The organism is Sorangium sp. So ce381, assembly GCF_051473845.1.
GTDB lineage: Bacteria > Myxococcota_A > Polyangia > Polyangiales > Polyangiaceae > Sorangium > Sorangium atrum.
The window spans coordinates 1,246,539-1,262,790 of record NZ_CP150336.1; the positions used below are offsets into that span (position 1 = coordinate 1,246,539).

Annotated in this window: 12 protein-coding genes; 4 read left to right on the forward strand and 8 right to left on the reverse strand. The window is 71.3% G+C overall.

All coding sequences use genetic code 11. The features are described from left to right. Positions 1-104: 104 nt before the first annotated feature. The 3 genes from WMF29_RS04605 to WMF29_RS04615 are packed head-to-tail and all read right to left on the reverse strand — an operon-like array spanning position 105 to position 3,792. Positions 105-986: a UbiA family prenyltransferase gene (locus WMF29_RS04605; protein WP_437327666.1), complete on the reverse strand. Its 882-nt coding sequence runs from the start codon at positions 984-986 to the stop codon at positions 105-107. Further along, entirely contained in the window at positions 983-2,440 is a 1,458-nt protein-coding gene (gene eboE / locus WMF29_RS04610) for a metabolite traffic protein EboE (RefSeq protein ID WP_437327667.1), read from the reverse strand. Before eboE ends, WMF29_RS04605 begins: the two co-directional genes overlap by 4 nt. Then, on the reverse strand, positions 2,437-3,792 hold the full coding sequence (locus WMF29_RS04615; RefSeq protein WP_437327668.1) for a 3-dehydroquinate synthase: 1,356 nt from the start codon (positions 3,790-3,792) through the stop codon (positions 2,437-2,439). The genes eboE and WMF29_RS04615 overlap by 4 nt, the downstream gene beginning before the upstream one ends. A 262-nt stretch (positions 3,793-4,054) precedes the next feature. On the opposite strand from WMF29_RS04615, the gene WMF29_RS04620 reads away from it, so the two are divergent. From WMF29_RS04620 to WMF29_RS04635, 4 genes are all read left to right on the forward strand, one after another. Beyond that, complete coding sequence (locus tag WMF29_RS04620; RefSeq protein ID WP_437327669.1) at positions 4,055-4,666, forward strand: polysaccharide biosynthesis/export family protein; 612 nt, start codon at positions 4,055-4,057, stop codon at positions 4,664-4,666. A 2-nt stretch (positions 4,667-4,668) separates the two neighbouring features. Further along, positions 4,669-6,150 carry an oligosaccharide flippase family protein gene (locus tag WMF29_RS04625; RefSeq protein ID WP_437327670.1) on the forward strand — a complete coding sequence of 494 codons (1,482 nt, stop codon included), beginning with the start codon at positions 4,669-4,671 and terminating at the stop codon, positions 6,148-6,150. Positions 6,151-6,471: 321 nt separating this feature from the next. Further along, entirely contained in the window at positions 6,472-7,806 is a 1,335-nt protein-coding gene (locus WMF29_RS04630) for a nucleotide sugar dehydrogenase (RefSeq protein WP_437327671.1), read from the forward strand. 465 nt (positions 7,807-8,271) lie between these two features. Beyond that, the gene (locus WMF29_RS04635) at positions 8,272-9,966 is read left to right on the forward strand and encodes a SpoIIE family protein phosphatase (RefSeq protein WP_044963983.1); all 1,695 of its coding nucleotides are present in this window, start codon (positions 8,272-8,274) and stop codon (positions 9,964-9,966) included. Positions 9,967-10,053: 87 nt separating this feature from the next. Here WMF29_RS04635 and WMF29_RS04640 read toward each other — a convergent pair whose 3' ends face one another. From WMF29_RS04640 to WMF29_RS04660, 5 genes are all read right to left on the reverse strand, one after another. Beyond that, a complete protein-coding gene (locus WMF29_RS04640; protein WP_437327672.1) occupies positions 10,054-11,463 on the reverse strand; it encodes a hypothetical protein in 1,410 nt (469 codons plus the stop codon). A gap of 88 nt (positions 11,464-11,551) precedes the next feature. Then, a complete protein-coding gene (locus WMF29_RS04645) occupies positions 11,552-13,423 on the reverse strand; it encodes a hypothetical protein (RefSeq protein WP_437327673.1) in 1,872 nt (623 codons plus the stop codon). Next, on the reverse strand, positions 13,416-14,972 hold the full coding sequence (locus tag WMF29_RS04650) for a GumC family protein (protein ID WP_437327674.1): 1,557 nt from the start codon (positions 14,970-14,972) through the stop codon (positions 13,416-13,418). The genes WMF29_RS04645 and WMF29_RS04650 overlap by 8 nt, the downstream gene beginning before the upstream one ends. A 352-nt stretch (positions 14,973-15,324) precedes the next feature. Then, positions 15,325-15,624: an STAS domain-containing protein gene (locus WMF29_RS04655; RefSeq protein WP_012233514.1), complete on the reverse strand. Its 300-nt coding sequence runs from the start codon at positions 15,622-15,624 to the stop codon at positions 15,325-15,327. Then, complete coding sequence (locus WMF29_RS04660; RefSeq protein ID WP_437327675.1) at positions 15,621-16,208, reverse strand: ATP-binding protein; 588 nt, start codon at positions 16,206-16,208, stop codon at positions 15,621-15,623. Before WMF29_RS04660 ends, WMF29_RS04655 begins: the two co-directional genes overlap by 4 nt. Positions 16,209-16,252: the final 44 nt, after the last annotated feature.

Below are 16,252 nucleotides of genomic sequence, written 5' to 3' on the forward strand. Positions count from 1 at the left end.
CCGCGCGCTGCGTAACATCATGACTCGCATCTCCAGTAACCCGAGCTGTTGTTGCCCTGTCTTCGATGAGGATATCGGCTGAATGCTGGCTCACCTGCCAGTCTTCACGTCCCCCTCACCACCCGCTGCATCGCCAGCGTCAGCGGGAATCCCATCATCGCCAGCGCCGCGGCGCCGCCGGCGCCCGGCGCTCCGGTCTTCGCGATGAGCACCGCGTCCAGCAGGGATATCCCTGCGATGAGCGTCACCACGGCGCGCGGGATGCGGTCCTTCCGCGTCCCCCGCAGCAACCTCACCGCGTGGATCACGCAGCCAGCGAGCGCCCCGTACGCGATCGTCCCCATCATCCCCGTGAGCGGCGCACCGAGCGTCGCCAGGAACGGGACCGCCATGAAGCCGAGCGCCCACAGGCTGCGCACCGCCAGCAGGTTCTCCTGCTTCGCGATCGCGGTCAGCCCGATCAGATAGAACAGCAGCGCCACGCCCCCGCCGATCACCGCGCTCCCGAGCTGCCCGCCCGCCGCGAGCGCGGCGCTCACATAGACCAGCATGCGGCATGCTCCCATCAACGCCGGGCTCAGCGGGTTCCCCTTGTGCCAGGCATCGTAAAGGACGATCGCCCCGGCGAGCAGCGCGCTCGCCAGGGCGGGCGCCATCCCTCGGTTCGCCACATAGGCATGGCCGCCCACGATCAGCACCCCCGCCCCGAGCAGGCCGTAGCCGACCGCGAACACCTCCCGAGCGCTCACCAGCCCGGATGGGATCGGCCGCTCGGGCCGCTCGCGCGCGTCGATCTCCCGGTCGAACGCGTCGTTGAGGAACATGCCGCCCACGTACATCAGCGACACCGCGAACCCCACCAGCACCACCTCGGACGCCCGCGGCCCAGACCCCGACAGGGCCATGCCACAGAGCACGTTCGTCCACACCGTGGGCAGGTTCGAGACGCGGCCGAGCCGCAGATACACCCGTGCGCGCGAGCTCATCGCCCTGCCCCCACTCCGCGGTCCGCTCGCCCACCGGAGCTCGCTCCGACTCCGGAGTCCGCTCGCCCACCAGAGCTCGCCCCGACTTCGCGGCCGCCCCCGACTCCACCGCCCCCGCCAACGCCCCGACCCTCGCCGACGCCGACGCTCCCGTTACCTACCATCCGCTCCTCCACCCAGCGGAGCTCCCTCGCCACCGCCTCGACGAGACCGCCGCGGCGCTGGTCCTCCGGCAGTACATCCCAGGTGTAGGTCTCTACCTCGAGGTGCTGCGTCGCAGGCGAGTCTCGCAGGTGCGACAGCAGCGTTGCCAGCTCCGGCTGCGTCGTCGCGAGCGTGCCCTCGAGCTCCCGGAAGATCGGCACATGGAAGTGGACGCGCCACTCCTCCGGCTGCGCTCCGGGCGGCGCCGCCTTCGCGCCCTCGAGCGACGCCAGCGCCTCGGGCAGATCCAGGTAGCGAACGAGCTCGCCCCCGCCTTCGCGCCGCTCGACCACCTGGTGCAGGTAGACGACGTCCTCCGCATACGCGCGCAGCCTCGCCATCGTCGCCGGCTCGCGCCCCGCCACGCGCGCGCGCAGCCCGGCGCTGAGCTGCACCTTGTGCACGCCGATCCCCGCCGCGCGGAGCGCCGCGAGCGACGCGGGGGCGTCCTCGAACTCCACCGCCATGTGGCACGCGTCGAAGCAGAGGCCGAGGTGGCTCCGGAGCGCCTCCTCGGCGTCCGGCAGGCTCATCCCGGCCAGCGCCGACAGCTCGCGGGCGCGCTCCGGCGCGAACACGTGATCGGTGAAGAAGCCGATCGCCTCGGGCGTCGTCTCGAGGAAGCAGCACGGCTCCGGCTCGAGGGCCAGCGCGATGTGTTTGCCCGTGCGGCGGCGGATCTCGACGAGGTGCGCCGCGTGCTCGACCAGCCGCCGCGCCATCGCCGCCGCGTCGCCCGGCGTGCGCACCCGCGGCCTGAACGCGCCGGGCACCGTGCTGACGCTGCCCATCAGGCCCTCGTTCGCCGGCAGCAGCTCGGCGAGGAGCGTCGCCAGGAGATTGCTGTACGCGAGCCGCTCCTCGGCGAGCCAGTCGGGCAGGTACACGCGCTCCTTCACCGCCGCGCCGTGGAACCGGCCGTAGGGGAAGCCGTTCAGCGTGAACACGTACAGGCCGTTCCGCTCGAGAAAATCGCGGAACGCTTCGAGCTCCGACGGCTCCGCGAGCTCCGCCGCCGCCCTCGCCGAGAGCCGCAGCCCCACCCCGCACCGGCGGCGCGCGCTCGGCCCGAGGCCCTCCGCCCCTCTGCCGCCTCCTCCCCGCAGCGCCCCTTCCTCCCCGCCGGCCGCGCGCGACCAGATCGCGAGCAGGTGCGTCTCGAGGCTCTGCTTCACCTCCGACCACGTCTCGCCCGCGTGGATGTTCGTGCAGTACGTGAGGTGCGGCGCGCCCGCGCACGCGAGCCTCATGATTGCGCCGCTCCCGTGGCGACGCCCGCCGCTCCGGTGGCCACGCCCGCCGCTCCCATGGCCACGCCCGCCGCTCCCATGGCCGTGCCCGCCGCTCCCATGGCCGTGCCCGCCGCTCCCGTGGCCGCGCCCGCCGCGCCGGTCGCCGCGAGCGCGCCCCGCCTCGCGGCGCGCTCGCGCAGCCGCGCGATCGCCGCGACGATCTGCCGCTCCTCCATCGCGTGCACCTCGCGGGCGCGCCCCACGTCCTCGAGCAACGTCACCGTGAGCTCCCCGCCGAGGTGCTCGCGGAACTCGTCCAGGCCATCCAGCACGCAGAGCCGCTCGCCCCGCTCGCCCCGCTCCCCCCTCTCGCACGTGCGCGTCAGCGCGAGCGCGTCGTCCCACAGCGTGAAGCCGAGCGCCTCGAGCGCCGCCACCACCGCGGCCGCCGTCGCCTGGCTGCACAGGCCGGCCAGCTCGGCGTACAGCGTGTCGATCGCGATCCCGATCGCGACCGCCTCTCCGTGGCGGAGCCTGTGCTTCGTGAGCGACTCCAGCTTGTGCGCAGCCCAGTGCCCGAAATCGAGGGGCCGCGCGCTCCCGAGCTCGAACGGGTCGCCCGCGCTCGCGATGTGCTGGAGGTGGATCTCCGCCGAGCGGCGCACGAGCTGCGCGAGCGGCGCGAGCGACCCCGACGCGAGCGCGGGCGCGTGCTCGGACAGCCACGAGAACAGCCTCGCGTCCCGGATCAGCGCGACCTTCACCGCCTCCGCCATCCCCGCCACCTTGTCGCGCAAGGGCAGCGTCTCCAGAAAGCGCGGATCGATGAGCACCGCGAACGGCGGGGCGAACGTGCCGAGCAGGTTCTTCTTCCCGAACGCGTTGACGCCGTTCTTCACGCCGACCCCGGAGTCGGCCTGGGCGAGCACCGTGGTCGGGATCCGCACGACCCGGACGCCTCGGTGCACCGTCGCCGCCGCGTAGCCGACCATGTCGAGCACCGCGCCGCCTCCGACGATCATCACGAACGACTGCCGATCCATCCCCAGCGCGTCGAGCCTCGCCTGCAGCGCGGCCGTCGCCGCGCCGTCGTTCTTCGCCGCCTCGCCGCCGGGGACCACGATCGGCTCGGCCGCGAGCGTGAGCAGGTCCGGGCGCGCGCCCATGTACCGCGCGATGTCGTCCGCCAGAGACGGCCACGCCGCCGCGACGCCGCCGTCGATCACCGGCAGCACGCGGTGGCGCCGGCGCGGCTCCTTCGCGGCGATGGCGGCCGCGAGGTCGGCGTTGCTCGGCGAGAAGACGCCCTCCGTGAAGTAGACGGGGTACTCGAAGGGGACCGCGATCCGTTGCAGATGAAGCAGCATCAAAGCCGACTTTCGAGAGACGTCATCGGCCCGTCAAGTTGGTTCCTCGCGAGGATCCCGCGTCTTGCCGCGGTACGAAAACTTCCCCTTGGCGGCGGACGGCCTTCCTGCAATGCTGGCGCCGCTCGGTGAATCGCGCCGCCGTACGGCCGAGTTCACCTCGTGGCCCCGTGATCGCCGCTTGATCGCAACCCCGTACCGCCTGACATCCTCCTCAATGCAGACGCCCATGGAAGGCACAACCCGTCCCTCGAAACGGTCCTTCATGCGAGGAGTGCTTCTGACGGCAGCGGCAGGGCTCGCCCTCGCCGCGTTCTCCGCCGGGTGCGCGCCCACGTACGTGTACAATCCGGCGAACTACGCGAAGGAGTACGACCCGCGTAAGCACGAATACACGATCGGGGTAGGGGACCAGATCCGGATCAACGTCTGGCGCATGGCCGACCTGTCGAGCGACGCGCTCGTCCGGGCCGATGGCGTCATTACGATGCCGCTCATCGGCGACGTCTACGTGGCCGGCAGGACCCCGACCCAGGTGCGCGAGGAGCTGAAGAAGCGGCTCGCCGAGTTCGTGAAGGACGAGACGGCCGTGATCACCGTCGCCGTGACCGGGATCAACAGCTACCGGTTCGTGGTCAGCGGCAACGTCGCGCGCGCCGGCATCTTCGCCTCCAACTACTTCGTCTCCGTCTCGGAGGCGCTCGCGCTCGCCGGCGGTCCAAACCAGTTCGCCTCGACGGATCAGATCCTGCTCATCCGCATGGATAGCCCGGGCAAATTCCGGCACATCCCCATCAACTACGACGAAATCGCCTCGCGCAAGCGGCCCGAGCAGGACCTCGTGCTCAAGGCCGGCGATACCGTCTTCGTCCCCTGATCGTGGCCGGCTCCTCCGCGCTTGCCCGCAAGGCCGTCCTCGGCGCGGTCTGGACGATCGCGACCGGGCTCGGCTCGCGTGTGCTCGGCCTGATAGGCACCCTCGTGCTCACCCGGTTCATCGCGCCGGATGTGTACGGCGAGGTCTCGGCGGCGTCCGTCGTCATCATGACGGCGCACTTCCTGTCGAGCCTCGGAACCGGCCAGTTCATCGCGTCGAGGCCCAACCTCGACCGCCAGATGGTCTTCAACGCGACCGTCTATTTCCACATCGCGGGCCTCGTCGCCATCGCCGCCGTGTACCTCCTCCGGGAGCCGATCGCTGTGCACCTCGTCGGCGCGCCCGGGATGCTCCAGTTCATGCCGGGGCTCATCCTCGCGATGTTCATCGATCGGATCTGGTACGTCCCCGATCGGCTGCTCATCCGCGAGATGCGCTTTCGCAGCGTCAGCCTCCGGAACGCCGCCGGCGAGCTCACCTACACCGCGGCGTCCGTCTCCCTCGCCGTGCTCGGCTGGGGGGGAAACGCCATCGTGGTCGCGACGCTCCTCCGCGCCGTCGTGCGCGTGGTCACCACGGTCCCGGCGGTGAAGCTCGCCGAGTGGCTGACGCCGAGCCCGCTGTCGCGCGAGAAGGCGCGCGAGCTGTTCGCCTTCGGCATCCCGCTCAACTTCGGGTCGCTGGCGAACTTCGGGGCCTCCAAGTGGGACAACCTCGTCATGATCCGCCTGTTCGGGGAGCAGGTCGGCGGGCTCTACAACCTCGCGTGGAACCTCGCCGACATCCCGGCCTCCCAGGTCGGCGAGCGCATCGGCGACGTGCTCGTCCCGTCGTTCGCGAAGCTCGAGCCGGAGCAGCGCAAGGCGGCGCTCGTCCGCGCGCTCACGCTGCTCGCGCTGCTCATCTTCCCGCTCGCCGTGGGCCTCGGCGCGGTCGCCCCGACGATCCTGAACGACACCTTCTTCAACGAGGCATGGGAGCCGGCCGGCCCGCTGCTCGCCGTGCTGTCCGCGCTCGGCGTCACGCGCCCGATCGGCTGGGTCTTGTCCTCGTACATGCAGGTCTACGGCCGGACGCGGACGATCATGGTCCTGGAGTGGCTCAAGGTGGCCGCGATCGTCGGCAGCATCGCGCTGCTCGGGACGATCGGCGGCGTCCTCTGGGCCTGCGCCGGCGTCGGCGTCGCGTTCGGGGTGCACGCCCTGGCGAGCCTCTGGGTGGTCAAGCGCGCCGATGGCGTCCCGTACATGCGGCTCCTGCGCCCGCTGGTCCGCCCGCTCCTCGCGTGCCTGCCCATGGTCGCCGCGGTGCTCGCCGTCCGCTACGGCATGCGGTCGCTCCACGGCCTGCCCCGCGGGTGCCGCCTTGGCGCCGAGGTGGTGGTCGGCGGGCTCGCCTTCGTCGCTTCCGCGCTCGTCATCGCGCGGCAGGCATCACGGGATTTCCTCCAGCTCGCCCGCGAGGCGGTCCGCCGCCGTCGTTAAGGCGTTTCCTGAATGTCACCGACCCGGAGTGACCAGCGAAGCGCGCGCAGCGAGCGTGACGAGAACAATACGCGTGACGAGCGTGACGAGCGCAACGCGCGTGAGCGAGCGCAACATGCGTAGCGAGCGTAGCGAGCGCAACGAGCTCAACAAGCGCACGGCGCGCAGCGCGACGAGGAGCACCTCTCCCCGCCCAATCGTTGAGGTCCCACGCGACACTCGAGCGAAATTTAGGGGCCTGTGGTAGCGTCGGGCCCCTCTCTTCGAAACTGGGTCGGGATCCGCGTGGCGGCTCCCCTCCACCACTGGAGATAAAAGGAAATGGCAGAGACGCATCCCGCTGCGGTCGAGAGCCTCCTGGCCAAGATCAACTCTCGCGAAGCCCAGGTGGGCATCATCGGCATGGGTTATGTCGGCCTGCCGCTGGCGCTCACGTTCATCGAGAAGGGCTTCCGCGTGCTGGGCTTCGACGTGGACCCCGAGAAGGTCACCGCGCTCAGCGAGGGGAAGAGCTACATCAAGCACCTCGATCCCGCGCGCGTCGCGGCTGCCGCCAAGACCGGCCTGTTCGAGGCGACGGCCGACTTCTCGAGGCTCAACGAGCCCGACGCCATCCTCATCTGCGTCCCCACCCCGCTGACGGCGCAGCGGGAGCCCGACATGAGCTACGTCGTCGGCTCGGCCCAGAAGATCAAGGAGCGGCTGCGGAAGGGCCAGCTCGTCGTGCTCGAGTCCACCACGTACCCGGGCACGACCGATGAGCTCGTCAAGGGCATCCTCGAGCAATCGGGCCTGCGCATGGGCGAGGATTTCTACCTCGCCTTCTCGCCCGAGCGCGAGGATCCGGGCAACCGCGATCACAGCACCGCGACCATCCCGAAGGTCGTCGGCGGCGTCGATCGCGCGTCGCTGGCCCTCTCGGTGGCGCTCTACTCGCAGGCGATCGCGCGCACCGTGTCCGTCTCCTCCGCGCGCGCGGCCGAGGCCGCGAAGCTGACCGAGAACATCTTCCGGGCCATCAACATCGCCCTCGTGAACGAGCTCAAGGTCGTCTACGACGCCATGGGCATCGACGTCTGGGAGGTGCTCGACGCCGCGTCGACCAAGCCGTTCGGCTTCATGCGGTTCAACCCCGGCCCGGGCTGGGGCGGCCACTGCATCCCGCTCGATCCGTTCTACCTCGCGTGGAAGGCGCGCGAGTACGGCGTGTCCACCAAGTTCATCGAGCTGGCCGGCGAGGTGAACGTCGAGATGCCGCACTACGTCGTCAACAAGCTCCAGCTCGCGCTGAACGAGCGCGGCAAGGCGCTGAAGGGCACGAAGGTCCTGCTCCTCGGCGTCGCCTACAAGAAGGACATCGACGACCCGCGCGAGAGCCCCGCGTTCGAGATCATCGAGCTCCTGCGCAGGCTCGGCGCCGTGCTGAGCTTCCACGACCCGCACGTGCCCAAGCTGCCGCGCATGCGCACCTGGCCGCATCTGCCGGAGCTCTCGTCCATCCCCCTCAACGAGGACACGCTCAAGAGCCACGACGCGGTCATGTTGGTCACCGACCACTCCGTGGTCGACTACGATCTGGTGCTGAACCACGCCGCCCTGATCGTCGACGCCCGCGGCGTCTACCGCGCGGCGAACCCCAAGGTCGTCAAGGCCTGACGGAGGGCGCCCCGAGCGGCGCGGGCGGGCTCGCACGCGGGCGCGGTGGTCCTGGTGACCAGGCATCCAGCGGCGGCGTCCTTGCCCGCCGCCGCTGGCCCCGTGGCGTGTCGCTCAATTCCCGCGCTGTGGGCGGCGCACCGCGGCGATGCCCGCGTGCTGCCCCCGCCACCGCGCGGGCGCGCCAAGGTCGAGGTCGAGCTCCTGGGTGACTCCTCGACATCCGCAGGGGCTCCGCGTGTCCTCGCGACATCGTAGCCGCGTCACCTGGTGTCCGCGTATCCTCGCAACCACGTATCCCTGTAACCCGTAACCCTGTAACCCGTAACCGGTAACCGGATGCGGCGCGGCTCTTGCCGAGTTCGCGAAATCGCGAGCATCCCCTTGATGTCAGGGCGCCGGTTCGGTACCCATCAAAGACGGTCCATGTCCACGCCGCCGCCCATGGTCGGGCCAGGTCGAACGATGTCGCCTGCAGATGACAGCCTGGGCCCTGCGCCATCGAGCTCGGATTGGAAGGGCCACCTGGAGATCCGGCTCGGCGATCTCCCGGGGACGCGCCGTCCGCTGACGGAGTCCCACATCGTCATCGGCAGGGCGCCGGGCGTGCAGCTCACGCTCGACCACTACACGGTCTCCCGGCGCCACGCGGAGCTCTTCTGCGATCCGTTCGGCCGGTGGTGGATCCGCGACCTCGGCAGCACCAACGGGACGCTCGTCAACGACGAGCGGATCAACGAGAAGGTGCTGAAGCCGGGCGATCGCATCGGGATCGGCGACTACATCCTCGAGTTCCAGCTCACGGCGCGGGCCCCTCGCGTGCCGATCGACCCGGGCGGCCTCCATTTCGAGGAGGACAAACCGACCGCGATCCGCAAGCTCGGCGAGCTCGACCCTCCGCGGATCGCGGCGAAGCACCTGTTCACCCTGATGGACCTGTCGCGGCGGCTCCTCAGCATCGAGGACGCGACGGATCGGTTCGACGCGCTCTGCCAGCTGATGGTCCGCGAGGACTTCCACGGCAGCATGGCGCTCGCGCTGCGGCTCCGGCAGAACGGCGCGCTGACGATCCTGTCCGGGCCGCACCGCCCGTTCCAGTCGCTCCGGCGCGAGGACTCCGTCGCCCCGCCGTACATCTCGCGCCGCGTGCTCGCGGCGGTGCAGGACACGCGCGAGCCGGTGCTCGCCGGCAACCTGGTGAGCGACAGCGCCACGGTCGAGCTCACGATGTCGCGCGACGTCATGGCCCTCTGGGTCGTGGCCTGTCCGCTGCGCGTCGAGGAGCAGATGATGAACCTGCTCTACGTGACCCTGCCGCCCGACTTCGGCAGCGTCGAGTGGCTCGGGCTCATCGCGCTCGCGGCGGAGGTCTATCAGCAGGCCGAGTCGGCCTGGGAGGCGCGGCGCCACGCGCAGGCGCACGCGGCGATCGAGCGCGAGCTCGAGATGGCGCACCAGATCCAGCGGACCTTCGTCCCGAAGCGGCTGGAGTTCAAGGCGCTGGACGTGGCGCTCGGCTTCGAGCCGTGCCGGTGGGTCGGGGGCGACTACGTGGACATCGTCCCGATGCCGGACGGCCGCCTCATGCTCGCCGTGGCAGACGTCTGCGGCAAGGGGCTCCAGGCCGCGCTGATCGGCTCGAGCGTCCACACGATGGTGCGCGCGACGGTCGACGCCGGCCGCGGGATCACGGGCATGATGGACCGGCTGAACGCCTACCTCTGCGAGTACCTGCCGGAGCACTCGTTCGTCACGATGGTGGCCGTCGCCCTCGACCCCGCGACGGGCCGCATGGAGTGCGTCAACGCAGGGCACCCGCCGGCGCTGGTGGCGACCGCGGAGGGCGGCCTGCGGCACCTCCAGGCGGCCGTCAACCCGGCGCTCGGGGTCGGCCCGGTGCCGATGGAGGCGCACCAGAGCGTGCTCGCGCCGGGCGAGGTGCTCGCGATGTACACCGACGGGCTCACCGAGCTGCGCAACTCGTCGAAGCAGATGCTCGGCCTGCACGCGCTCGGCACGGGCTTCGCCAAGCTCTGCGCGACGAGCGCTGGCCGCCCGGTCGCGTCGATCGCCGACAAGCTCACGCACATGCTCGAGGAGTTCCGCGGCGACCAGCTGCCCGAGGACGACCGGGCCTTCCTCCTCGCGCGGCGCACCTGAGCGCGCCGCTCTCGGCAGCCCGGCGGAGCCCCTGAGCGCGCCGAGGGCGGGGTTCCGGCCGCCCCTGGGGAGCGCGCCCCGTCGCGCTCAGCGAGCGGCGTCGCCCGCGCCGGCAGACCCCGGCGCCTCGCCCTCCAGCGGCTCGCTCGGCGTCGACTCCCGGCGCTGCGTGCCGGAAGGGCCTGCAGAGCCGAAGGGCTGGGTCATCGAGATGCGCGAGCCCGGCGCCATCCGCCGCGGGAACGCGCCCGACACGGACAGGAGGAGCGTGTTCCGGACGACGCGCGTGTCGGGGAGCTCCGCCGTCCTCGCCTCGGTGCGCTGGTTCGCGTGCTGGTACCGGAGCGCGAGCGCGAAGTCGGGGATGACGATGACAGGGCTGTAGAGCAGCCCGACGTCGGTGAGCACCGCGAGCGTCCTCGGCCCCGTGTCGAGATCACCCTCCGCGTTCGTCTCGAGAGGTCGCGCGAGCTGCGCGCTGGCCGAGCCCTCGACCGACAGGTGCCAGGCGGCGTGGACGGGCACCGCGGCGCGGAGCGTCAGCATGTGGGAGAGCTGGATCTGCTGCAGGAAGACGTTCGGCGTGGCCGCATAGGTGTACGCGAGCTCGGCCGCGTCGCCCCGCTCGTGCAAGTAGCGCAGCGCCGCGAGCCCGGTCGGGCGCGCGAGCGACCCGGCGCCGCCCGCCAGGTCCGTCGCGACGACCCCGCCGACGTCGACCTGGCTCGAGAAGCGACGCCCGAGGTCGTGCTGCCAGCTCGCCACGAGCGTGCTGAGGAGCTGATCGCGCGACGCGTACGTGTCCTCGGTCGCGGGATCGGTGTCGGTGACCGGAACGTTGTCGAAATGGGTGTAGCCGACCGAGAGCGCGAGGGCCGCGACGTCGTGACGGAAGCTCCGGTTCGCGTTCAGCGTGTTCGTCACGCTGTACGTGCGCTGCGGGCGATCCAGGAGCGGGTTGTAGACGGCGAACGCCGCCGCCTGCCCGAGCGACCAGACCGGCGAGGGCTGGAACGAGAACCCCTCGTTGAACGACCCCTGCACGAAGTTCGTCGTCCCGCCCGCGGTGCCCTGGGTCGTCGTGGTCCCCGGCGTCTGCTCGAGCTGGAACGTGTTGAGCTGACCTTGCGACCCGGACGCCCCGAGCGTCAGCGACGTCCTCGGCGACGTGACGAAGCGGCCGGACCACACGGCCACGTTCGAGTACGAGCTCGCCTCCGCGTGCCGGAAGAAGAAGCTCGTCGAGAACGTGTAGGACAGCGTCTGCGCGGTCCGCGGCGTCGTGTAGGTGAAGATCAGGCCGGGGCTCGCGGTCCCGAAGCCGTCGGCGTCGGGACCGGGCCCGGCCGGGGGCTCGGCTGCCGAGGTCACGTTGTCGGTGACGCCGATCGACCCGGTGAAGACGCCGTGGAGGGTTGCGTCCTGCGCCCGGGCGTCGTGGTGGGTGAGGATCGCGCAGCCGAAGGCCGCGACCGCAATACCTCGTCCGGAGCGCATGAGGGCTGCAAGGTAACAATGGAGCCGGCGCTCGGCTACGCCTCCCCGACCTTTCGGTGCGAGGAGGCGGGCGCCGCGCGCCGGCCGTTCAGGCGTCGAGCAGGACGACACCGAGGATGGGCGCCGGTCGGAGCTGCTCGATGGCCTGGCGGATCGCCTTGCGGGTCGACTTCTTGACAAGCGAGGTCAGGACCACGCCGTCCACCGAGTCGCCGATGACGTTCAGGTCCATGCTGCCGAGCACCGGCGGCGTGTCGATGATGATGTACGAGTACCCCGCGCGCTTGAGGCTCTCGATCGCGGTCGAGAACGCCACCCCGTCGAAGATCGGCGGCCGCTCCGTGCGCGGATCGACGGCCAGGATGTGGACCGGCGTCTGGAGGGCGAGCCTCGCGTCGGGCGACCTGCCGCCGATCGGCGCGGCGTTCCTGTCCGACGACGACTCGCCGCCCTCGTCGCCGGGCGTCACGGCGGGCGCTGCCTGATCGACGACGACCCAGGGCGCGAACCGGTCGTTGACATGGCGCTGGAGCTGCTCCGTGAAGCAGCTCGGGGGCTCGAACCGCAGCGCCTTCGCGATGCCGGGCTTGCGGATGTTCGCCTCGACGAGGAGGATCTTCCCGCGGACGGTCTCGCGGAGCGCGAGCGCGAGGTTGATGGCGCAGGACGTCTTGCCCTCGCCGGGCCCCGCGCTCGTCACGGCGATGGTGATCCCCGAGCCCGTCGGCAGCTTGCGCCGGAGCGTCCGGTACGCGTCGGCCTGGGGCGAGTAGGGCGCGCGGAGCATCACGATGTTCGGATCCACGGCGTCCGGCATCGGCACGGGGCGCACGGTGATCTCGCCCTGGCCGCGCAGCGACTCCTCCGGGAGCAGCCCGGCGTTCTCCGGTGTGGTGGGCAGGGAGCGCAGCTGCTCGATGTGCAGCGACGGCGGCTCCTCGAACGTCGGATCCAGCGACTGCAGCTTCGCGTCCACGGCCTGGTGCGCCGGGGTCGACACCACGCGGTTGAAGATCAGGGAGGGCGGCGAGCTGAACGTGCTGGTGAGCGAGCGCTCGATCGACCTCTCGGGCGGCCTCTCGGGCGGCGGCTGCTGCTGCGGCGGCTGCTGATGCGGCTGCGGCACCTCGCGCACGGTCACCTCGCGCGTCGCGGGCGGCACCACGCGATCGAAGACGAGCGAAGGAGGCGAGGTGAACGCCCCGCTGAACGATCGCTCGAGCGGCGGCGCTCCCCCGGGGGGCGCCGCCGCGTCACGGACCCCCACGTCGCGCGCCGGCGGGGCGATGACCCGGTCGATGGGCACCGGCAGCGCCGGCGAGCTGCCCGGCCTCCCGCCGCTCGACACGAGCCCGGGGCTGCTCAGCGTCGCGCTCAGATCGACGACGCGCGCGATCGCCGGGGATGAGCCTTGCCGGTCGGGGCCGGGCGGCAGCGCCGGCGCGGGCATGCCGAGCACCGTCGCGGTACCCGGATGCGCGCGGTGCTCGCCGTGGTCCGCCGCAGGACCCCCGAGGAAGAGCGCCGTCGCCGGCGATGGCCCCCTGAGCGGCTGCGGCGCGCCGGGGTGAGCGCCCGGCGCCTGCGCGGCGCCGAGGCGCAGCCCCATCGCCTGCGGGTGCTGCGGCGAAGGGGGGAGATCTTGCCGGATGGTCGGCGAGTCGAACGCGGCGCTCGGGTCGTCCTGGCTGGAGCTCGGGCGCTCCGCCGCGACCACGTCCTCCGCGTCGTTCGCGAGGCGCAGGACGCGGGCGATCATCTCCTCGCGCACGTCCGGATCCGGCGCGATCGAGCGCCAGTTGCCGACCACGTTGCGGAGCCGGCGCGCCTCGATGACGAGGGCGCGGACCCGCGCGGTCTGCTCCGCGCGACTCAGGAAGTCGCAGACCTGATCGAGCGCCCGCTCGAGGGAAGCGACCGGCGGCGGCTTTCCCGGCTCAGCTCCGCCTGCCTCAGCCACGGCGCCCTCGGGGCGCGCGCGCGGCGGGCGGTACGACGACGAGCACCGGAGCGAGCGCCATTCGATCGATATCTTCCATGTCGTAAACCCGATCGTCGAACACGATGCCACGCGCCGCGGCGGCCGCGATGCCGGCCGCAACGGACAAGAACAGCCCGCCGATGGCGATGATCAGCCGCGACGGGCTCGACGGCGCGCTCGGCCGGTACGCCGGGTCGAGCACCTCGATCTGCGCCGAGTAGCCGCCCTGCTCCGAGCTCGCCGCGATCTCGGCGCGGAACGACTTGCCCTCGAGGTCGGAGAGGCGCTGCTGCGCGCGCGCCTTCTCGCGGGTGAGCCGCGACCAGTCGGTCTCGGTGTTGATGATCTGCTTCGCCGCCTCGCTCGCGTCGGCCGCGTTGCCCTTCTTCGCGCCCCTGCGCACCGCGATCTCGCGCTCGAGAGCCGCGAGCTGGGACTTGATCTTCGCCTTCTCGGCCTCGTCGGTCGCGGGGACCTCCACCACCGGCTCCGGCGGCAGGACGAGCGCCTGCTCGGCGCGCCGCAGCGCCGCCTCGGCGTTGGTCACGCGGGCCGCCGCCGCCCGGACGTCGGGGTGCTGCTCGGTGAAGCGGGACTGCTTGTCGGCCAGGTCCCGCCGCGCGGTGGCGAGCTCCTGCTCGGCCTGATCCCGCTGCCGTGTGAGCGCGGGGGAGGGCACCCCGGCGGCGCTCACCGCGGGCTGCTCCGGCTTGCCGGTGAGCCGGCTGCGCAGGCGGGGCACCTGCCGCTCGAGCGCCTCGAGGGTCGGGTCGGTCCCGGTGGCGCGCCGCTCCCGCTCGCGGATGGCGGCGCCGCCCTGCGAGCCGCCGGGGGTGGACTGCTCGGTGGCGAACTCGGGGTGCTCTGCCAGGAACGCCGCGAGCTCGGTCTCGGCCTTCTCGACGTCCTGCTCGGCGCGCTTCAGCTCGGCGTCGAGGAACTCGTTCGTCAGCTTCGCCTGCGACCTGCGCATGCGCGTCGTCTCCTCGACGAGGATGTCCGCGAGCCGCTGCGTCACCTCCTGCGCCTGCTCGCGCGTCTCCCCTTCGGCCGAGATCGCGAAGGTGTCCTGCGAGCGGGCCTTGAAGGTGATCTTGGCGCGGAGCCGATCGACAGCGTCGACCATGCCCCGCTTCTCGAGGACGTCGGGGAAGAGGTTGAACTCGGTCACGACCTTCTCGAGGTTGGAGCGCGCGAGCAGCGTCTCCTTGAGGCGCGCGGAGAGGGTGCGGAGCGGGTCGGGCCCGTCCGGCCCGAGGTACGTCGCCTTGACGCCCTCGCGGTAGAAGATCACGGTCTCGGAGCGGTACGCGGGCTTCCTCGACTGCACGACGAGCACCGTGAACCCGAGCCCCGCGATCGCCACCAGCACCGCCACGTACCAGTGCGCCAGCGTCCGGTTGATCATCGCGCTGACGCTGGGCGGCTGCGGACCTGCAGGCCGCGCCGATGCGTCGGCGGGAATCGCCCCGAGCGCCTCCTGGGGCGGGGTAGGCCCGGAGGGCTGCTGGTTCATCTTCTTGTCCATGGTCCCCGCTCCTCGAAGGTTGCCTTGCTCCGCCCGGCCCGGAGGACGCGCACCCCGGTCTGGCAGGCTGGTTGCCTATGGTAGACGTGCGACGCCCGAGCGCCAGCTTGTTGCACTTGGCTGTGCCCGCCGCGTGCCCGCCGCGCGCAACCCTACGCCTAACACGCCTCCGGTACGCGCAGCACGCGCAGCAAGCGCAACCAGCGCCGCGGCGACGGGGGAGCGCCGTCCGGGCGACTCCAGCCGCTCGGCAACGTCCGCGCGACACCTGCCGCGCGGCGCTGCCACCGCGGCCGTCGTCGACGGGTGGGCCGGGGGGCCGGGGTGGCGGCGCGCGCGCCGCCACCGAGCGTCACGTGGGGAACACCCGATCGAGGCGCAGCAGGCGGAAGATCGCGCGCGGCTGATCCCTCAGCCCGACGATGCGCACCTGGCCGCCGTTGGCTCGTACCCGCTTGAACAGCGAGACGATGACGCCGACGCCCGAGCTGTCGATCAGCCGGAGGGACGAGAGCTCGAGCGTGATGTTCTGCCGGTTCTCGGCCACCAGCTCGTCCACCAATGTCCTGAACTCCGGTGCGGTCACTGCGTCGAGGGTCCCCTCGAACTGCACGACCGTCTCACTGCCGTTATCGGTCCGCGTATAGCTCATTGGATTTTGATTCCCCCTGCGGCGCGGGTCGCGCCCGAACGGGAGACGCTCCGCATTCGAAAACTGCTTGTCCGATGCCCTGTCGCCCCGGCGAAATCGGCGTCGGAATGCTCTTGTTCGCTGCTGCCTTCACCCCCGTCGCCGGCAATACACGAGCTGCCCTCTCTCCGCTTCACCAGACGCAGGACATTCGGGCTGCCGGGACAGTAGTCGACCTCATCCATGAACGATTTGATGATGAAGAGGCCCATCCCGGACTCGGGGAGGTCGTCGATGGGAGGGTTGTCGATGGCCGCGGGATCGAAGCTGCATCCCGTGTCCATCAAGCGGATGATAATGCCGTCCGCGTCGGACTCGATCTCGATGTCGACGTCGCCCGGCGGGCCAGCGCGGTATCCGTGAATCGCGATGTTGTTGAACGCCTCGCCGAACGCCGAGACGGTCTGGTCCTCGAAATCCTCCTGGGTGAGGCCGGGCGACCCGCCCTCGACCCTCCCAGGCGCGGCCATCTTGCATGCGGCCGCCACCACGCGGAGGGCGAGGTGGCGATAGGTCAACGAACCTGGTACGCGGAGTCGGATCACGCCCAAACCTCCATCCGAGCTTGTACCCTACCACGTTCTCGACT

Bases quoted from the DNA above. Each gene is read 5' to 3' on its own strand.
- WMF29_RS04605 (WP_437327666.1), bottom strand. From the start codon at position 986: ATGAGCTCGCGCGCACGGGTGTATCTGCGGCTCGGCCGCGTCTCGAAC.
- eboE (WP_437327667.1), bottom strand. From the start codon at position 2,440: ATGAGGCTCGCGTGCGCGGGCGCGCCGCACCTCACGTACTGCACGAAC.
- WMF29_RS04635 (WP_044963983.1), top strand. From the start codon at position 8,272: ATGTCGCCTGCAGATGACAGCCTGGGCCCTGCGCCATCGAGCTCGGAT.
- WMF29_RS04640 (WP_437327672.1), bottom strand. From the start codon at position 11,463: ATGCGCTCCGGACGAGGTATTGCGGTCGCGGCCTTCGGCTGCGCGATC.
- WMF29_RS04620 (WP_437327669.1), top strand. From the start codon at position 4,055: ATGCGAGGAGTGCTTCTGACGGCAGCGGCAGGGCTCGCCCTCGCCGCG.
- WMF29_RS04655 (WP_012233514.1), bottom strand. From the start codon at position 15,624: ATGAGCTATACGCGGACCGATAACGGCAGTGAGACGGTCGTGCAGTTC.
- WMF29_RS04650 (WP_437327674.1), bottom strand. From the start codon at position 14,972: ATGGACAAGAAGATGAACCAGCAGCCCTCCGGGCCTACCCCGCCCCAG.
- WMF29_RS04630 (WP_437327671.1), top strand. From the start codon at position 6,472: ATGGCAGAGACGCATCCCGCTGCGGTCGAGAGCCTCCTGGCCAAGATC.